This is a genomic window from Acetobacter sp., assembly GCF_047721705.1.
GTDB lineage: Bacteria > Pseudomonadota > Alphaproteobacteria > Acetobacterales > Acetobacteraceae > Acetobacter.
In genome coordinates, this window is record NZ_JBDNXK010000132.1 from 1 (window position 1) to 5,844 (window position 5,844).

Consider the following 5,844-nt stretch of genomic DNA (forward strand, 5'->3'; position numbering starts at 1 on the left):
CCTGCTCCCAGTCGGCCATAGCAGAAGCGGTAAAGCCATACCGCCTGGCAAATGCGGCCTGTGACATTGGGTAGTACCGGCTTTGAGGGTTTCGTGCCCCTTGCCTGATGCTGAACACGTCCACCACCTCCGGCGGTATCCATTCGGATATGGGTTTGGTGCCTGCCATGCCGCATCATATTACGGGCTGAACTACCCCGGCAATGCCGGGATTAGTGGCACAGTACGCGCGCGCACGCGAGGGAGCATGTTATTTTTGGCTGTATTCCGCCATTCCTGTGCAAAGTGCCTACTGGTCAATGTTGGTATTGAGACGCTGGAATCCGTCACTCGGGAAATAGCCCGACTGAGGGCATTGAGCGGTGGCTGTGATACACATGAGACAGGTCCACACACGCGCGCAATAGCGCTACAGGACCATGACCCGCTGACCGCCTTCACTACGAGATACGCGCACGCGCGAGAGAGGATTGGTTCGCCAGTTCCGGCGGATCAAAATTACCAGACCGACGATTTGTGCGTCCGAATTTCATCCGCATAGAACCTCCAAAAACCAGAAACGCAAGCGTCCGCAATTCGGACGGATGCAGCCCCGTGTGGCGACGAAATCCGTCGGCACTGATCGTCCGAAATACGGACGAACCATAAGCGAGTTGCACACGCGCAAGGGCGTGCCTGGATGGCCAAGTCAGCTACCCAGATCCCCGGCAGCGCGGATCGGTTGCTCTTACCGGATACTCAGCGGAGGCCAGCCCGCCTGCTTCACACTCGCTATGGCGGAGGTCGTCTTGCCCGGCTGTATGATGCCACGCAACTGCAGCACCACCTCGGCCAGCATCCCCATAACCTCCGGCGACACATCCGCCTTCACGGGTGCATCCGGCTTGGCATGAGCCTTCTCCACCCTGTTCGCTAGCCGCCCTACGGTACGCTCAAGGTCAAACAGCCGGTATTCGATCCTGTCCAATCGCTCACTCTGTTCCACCTGCCTGAACACCGCGTCGCGAATGTATTGGGACTGGTTCGCCCCACACACCGCATCGAGGTCCATTTTCTGCTGTTCGGTCACTTTGAAGGTGATGATTGGCATGGGAAATCCTTGTTCTCGACCTGCCTAAAAGGACGGGTCAAAATTTATTACCCGCGTTGGCGGTTTCCCAAGGAAAAATGCCGGTCTGGTATTAAACTTTTTTCCGTTTCCGAGCAGCTCTTATTTTTTATCATAGGTTTTTCAATGCTTTACAGTCCATCGGGACTGCGTATTGTGTATAGACCAGATTAAGGACACAAAACGGAGACATATTTGAAAAGGCACCCGCCACCCAGCACAATGGCCTGAAACATAGTCCCCATCCCCTGAGCGGAGCGACCTGCCATGCCGATCAAGCGAAAAGCCGTCGCCGTGATGCGCAAGCGACTACCGTGGATCGAGCGCAAGATGCAGGATGGATACAGCCGGGAAGCCGTCTGGGAGATGCTCAGGAAACAGGAGCGGCTGACCCTCACGTTCAGCTCATTCATCACTACCCTGGCCCGCGTCCGGCAGGAGCATGAACTGACCCGGCCGAAGCGACAGGTCATTCATCGCAAGCGCGCCACGGTGGCACGGGAAACAACTCCTCCTGCACAGAACGATCAGGGCACTAAAGCCCCGCCAACCGAAATGCCGATGACTGGTGATGAGGGAACCGCCATGACGGAGGTGCCCACGAGCAGCGAATCTCCCTTGGCGGACCATTCGACGGTGCCTGATGCGCTCGAAGCTGACGAGGCCACCGACGAGAACAGAGAAGGCAAACGGAAGGGATTTTTCAGCCGCTTGTTTGGCGCATAGGGAGACGCGACAATGGATGATGCATTACCACGCTGGCTGGATCGCCAGGGACTGGCTGATTACCTTTCCGTCAAATACCACAGCATTGCCCGGCTTCAGCGGGAAGGGAAAATTCCTCAACCGACCTATCATCTGGGCCCGCGCCTGCCACGCTGGGACCGCCATCAGGTTGATGAAACCATGGGGATCGGTGCAGCCGCAGAAAGACGACGAGAGATAGACGAAATCCTAGAAAGAGCATGCGAGGAAAAATGCCGCCAAGCAGCACTTAAAAAACAGAAAAAGGCTCGTGGTTAATCAGGAAGACGACTTTTGCGCTTTCCAGTTTCGGAAGGCCCAAACCTGATTGAAACAGGCAAACCAATCAGATTTGCACTCGTCATTTTAGGCGGCACAACCTCCTGTATGGAGGATGTTACCAAGAACCATTCTATACGCGCAGAAGCAACATTTAGCAGCTTCATCACCTGTCGATGCCCACTCCGCAGTTTCGTGTATGTGACATAATATTTATGTTTAGACGCAGTAAGATAGCGAGGTTGAATCGAGGACAGTCGATTCGATCTGTTCGCAGTTAGTTCTAAAATTCTCGCATCAAAAATCGACTGCGAAAATTCGCTGATATTTTCTATGAATTTTGGGACGCTTGGTATTCATAAAAGAATACCAAAGGAGAGTACTTCCAAACTGACGGAAAGTACGAGATATATTTCAGTGATGCTGATGCATTGGTTTCGGATGGCTGGGGTTGCAGCCCCAAGCCATCCAACGCTGGTGCATCAACTCGTAAGCCACAACCGGGTTAGGGCCCGAAACGGTAAGAGGAGAAAATCACCACCGCCGCAGTAAAGGCAGCCTTTACCGTCTGGGGTCCTGGTGTCAAGTGGAAACTTGTTACAGGAGGGCCTGCGATGGCAGCCCAGAAACGACCAATCCGTCACCTTTCCCCTGCTGAACTGGCTGATATCCGTTTGCGCCTCAGTGCTGGTGAACATCAGCACCTCATTGCTGCAGACTACAAGATCAATCAGGGACGGCTTTCCGAGTTCAAGAATGGAAAGCGGACAACGATCCGGGATGGACGGGTTTAAGGGAATGGGGGCTTCGGCCCCCATTTTTTTTAGATAAAGACGTGAGCCTGCACAAAATGACGCTCCACTCTGTCATTGCAGTTACACCGGCTCCCTATCACCGATCCCGCCCATGTCATCGGCATCGGGGGCGTCGCCATCATCCTCGTCATCTGGCGTGAAAAACTTCTGCAGGTAGTCCATAGCGGCCCAGAAGCTCTGGTGCCGGATCTCGTTCCTCAGCCGGACGTCCGTGATGCCCTCCGCCCATCGGGAGAGGTATCGGAACGTGTTTTCTATCGCCTGGGTGTTATCGAGGTTGTGGGTGTAGGCCATATGGGCGGCCACCCGCTCGCCCATAACCTCCCCACCATAAACACCGGGCATGCGCTTCCATAGCCGGTCCTCATTGGTGACAGAGGGCCCTGCCGGATAAGGCCGGGACGTATCCATCACTGTCACGTCATGGATGGCGCCCATGCGCAGGGCAAACCGGCGCTGGTCGGACAATAGCCCTGCGCTGGCGATCTGTCCCACGCTCATATCCTGAAACCAGCAATACAGGAACCAGCGATCGGGCACCGGCTTTTCATCCACTCCCATGACCGGCTCGATCGTCAGATAGCGCACGGAGGGCCAGTGGATCAGGTCGGGTGACAGAACCGCCCTTGTGGTGCGCCCCTTCACGCTGCGGACCAGGCGCGTTTCATCCTTGTTGCTCATGATGCAATCCTTGCGGGTGCGCCGTCCGCCCCTTCACGGGTATCCTGTTCGGTGACCGGCACAGCCCCGGTCGGTGGGTGGCAGGTCCGGCAGCGCCATCCCTGCGGGCGCATCATCTCACGCCACCACAGCGTGCCGCGACAGCACTGGCAGACCGATCCCTCCGGCACCGGCTTACCCTCCGTATCGACCCATGACGCGGGCCTGCGATTGGCTGGGGCATCCACGACGTAGGGCTCAACATCAGCCGTCACTGTCCGTCGTGGCGGGGTGATACGATATTCGGTGTATTCTTCATCCCAGTCCACGGACCATCCACGTGCCAGGCTATCGACGGCAATCACCACCGCCCGGTGGCTTTCACCCAGGCGATGCAGGAAACGGGTTTCGGTGGCTTCGGGTGGCAGCTTGCCGGACAGGCGGGGATGCCCGCACCGCACGATGACCGACACGCCGTAATGCCGGGCTTCCCCCAGCAGCGCCATAGCGGAGCCGGTCAGCGCCGCCCTGCGCTCGGCATGGGTGACACTGGACAGGTCGATCTCCTCCGCCGGAGGTGACGGCATGGCGGGAACCACCTCAACCGGCTGGGAATCATTGGCGGGTGGCATTGCCATATCTGGCACCTGCTCTGGTGCCAGTTGGGGCAACAGATCGGATACCCAGTCCGACAGGTTACGGCTCACCATATGCCGTGTTCCGGCCCGACACATGAAAAATACGGTGTTCCACGTGTTCCCGGTGTTCCATGCCGATTTAATGGCGGTAAACAGCCATATTTTCCGCTTTGTGCTGGAACACGTAAGCAGATGCCAACGTGTTCCACGTGTTCCACCACCCCGGTTTTTGCCGCATCTGGAACACGTGGAACACCGGCGAAATTGCGCGGTGTTCCACCCTGAACATGTGATAAATGGCAGTTTTGTGCGGGTTCCAGAGAGATGGAACACGTGGAACACATGGAACACCGCAAAAACACTGACCCGGAGCCGGACGGGGGAATGTCACGCATCGTCATCCCCCATAATCGCGCTGCTGACGACATAGACGCGCGACCGACCCACATCGGGGATGCGCACGGACTGCGACATGCGCCCCGATGGATCTGGCAGCAGGTAGCCTGCATCACACAGCGCACGGGCCGCCCGCTTGGCATCCAGCCCCTTGCACACCTCCTTGCGGAACATCTCGGGCAGCAGCAGGTATTGCCACTGATCGCCCTCCGGCGTGCCAACACGCCGTTTGAACCCGGCACGGTAATTGGTGCGGATGTTCTCGTTGGCGACCACCTCGCCCCCGGTGTCACGGCTGAGGTTGGTGAAGCGGCTTTCCCCATGCTCCTCGATAAAGGCCCGCACCTGTTCGATGGCCTGCTGGTCCTCGCTGGCCCCTGCCCCGCCACGTTCGGCCAGCCATGACTGGAAGCACGCACCCGCCGCGCGGAAGGCCTCACCACCCTGCCAGGGCAGCACGCCATATCCGGCCGCCAATTCACCGCCTGCCGCGATCAGGGAAAAGCGGGCCGATACGCTGCGCACCTGACCATCAGCCCCTTCGGGCAAGTAGGCATCGTCAAAGCGGGCACGGATGGCCTTGATGGCCTCAAGCAGTCCCTCCGCATCATTGCCCCGATCCTGCGCCAGACGCGACAGGAAGGCCCGTGACGCCGTGCCATACCAGGTGCGCGAAGCCACACGCAGGTGGTCGGACAGCGCACCGCCGGATTCCATATCGTGCAGGTTCTCGAATGCGCCCATCCCGGCCCCGGCATCGGCGGAGATGTTCACGAGGCGCACCTCCTGCCCGGCCATCGTGCGCTTGCCTGCCTCGCCCATCTTCGCGGCCAGGGTGACCTCGCCGGTCGAGAGGAAGAACACCCGCCATGTCTTGCGGGTGCGGGCATTGCCGCTGCGTCCGGCGCGCATCTTCCCGGTGTTGTTGGCCAGCATGTAGATGATGTCCCCGACCTCGCGGCTGTCGGCCTGCCCCATCTCGTCAAGGATCAGGACGGTGTCGGAGGTTTCGGACGCCACGCCTTCCAGCCCGTTGGCCGTGCCGCGCCATGCACGGATCTGGCCATCACGGTCACCACGCCCCCACACGCTGCCTGCAATATAGGCGGAGGTGGACTTGCCGGACTGGGACTTGCCGACCAGATGGATGCCGCCGGACTGCTCACCTGCGATATCCAGCAGCGGCCCGGCAAAGGCTGCGGAC

7 protein-coding genes are annotated in these 5,844 nt (G+C 58.7%); 3 read left to right on the forward strand and 4 right to left on the reverse strand.

Translation table 11 applies throughout. From position 1 onward, the window contains the following. Window positions 1-727: 727 nt before the first annotated feature. Entirely contained in the window at window positions 728-1,090 is a 363-nt protein-coding gene (locus ABF824_RS15175) for a hypothetical protein (protein WP_415489827.1), read from the reverse strand. Between the two features lie 285 nt (window positions 1,091-1,375). Between ABF824_RS15175 and ABF824_RS15180 the strand changes: the two genes are divergently transcribed. The 3 genes from ABF824_RS15180 to ABF824_RS15190 all read left to right on the forward strand — a co-directional run bounded on the left by ABF824_RS15180 (window position 1,376) and on the right by ABF824_RS15190 (window position 2,925). After that, the gene (locus ABF824_RS15180) at window positions 1,376-1,834 is read left to right on the forward strand and encodes a hypothetical protein (protein ID WP_415489828.1); all 459 of its coding nucleotides are present in this window, start codon (window positions 1,376-1,378) and stop codon (window positions 1,832-1,834) included. Window positions 1,835-1,846: 12 nt separating this feature from the next. Next, window positions 1,847-2,131 (forward strand): helix-turn-helix transcriptional regulator, encoded by a 285-nt coding sequence (locus ABF824_RS15185; protein ID WP_415489829.1) that lies wholly within the window; start codon window positions 1,847-1,849, stop codon window positions 2,129-2,131. Between the two features lie 614 nt (window positions 2,132-2,745). Next, window positions 2,746-2,925: a hypothetical protein gene (locus tag ABF824_RS15190; RefSeq protein ID WP_141300422.1), complete on the forward strand. Its 180-nt coding sequence runs from the start codon at window positions 2,746-2,748 to the stop codon at window positions 2,923-2,925. 81 nt (window positions 2,926-3,006) lie between these two features. Here the strand turns inward: ABF824_RS15190 and ABF824_RS15195 are convergent, their stop codons facing one another. The 3 genes from ABF824_RS15195 to ABF824_RS15205 all read right to left on the reverse strand — a co-directional run. Next, on the reverse strand, window positions 3,007-3,627 hold the full coding sequence (locus ABF824_RS15195; protein WP_415489830.1) for a hypothetical protein: 621 nt from the start codon (window positions 3,625-3,627) through the stop codon (window positions 3,007-3,009). Further along, window positions 3,624-4,316, reverse strand: coding sequence for a hypothetical protein (locus tag ABF824_RS15200; protein ID WP_415489831.1), 693 nt, complete (start codon window positions 4,314-4,316; stop codon window positions 3,624-3,626). Before ABF824_RS15200 ends, ABF824_RS15195 begins: the two co-directional genes overlap by 4 nt. A gap of 315 nt (window positions 4,317-4,631) precedes the next feature. After that, a partial coding sequence (locus tag ABF824_RS15205) for a DUF927 domain-containing protein (protein ID WP_415489832.1) occupies window positions 4,632-5,844 on the reverse strand: 1,213 nt, incomplete at its 5' end.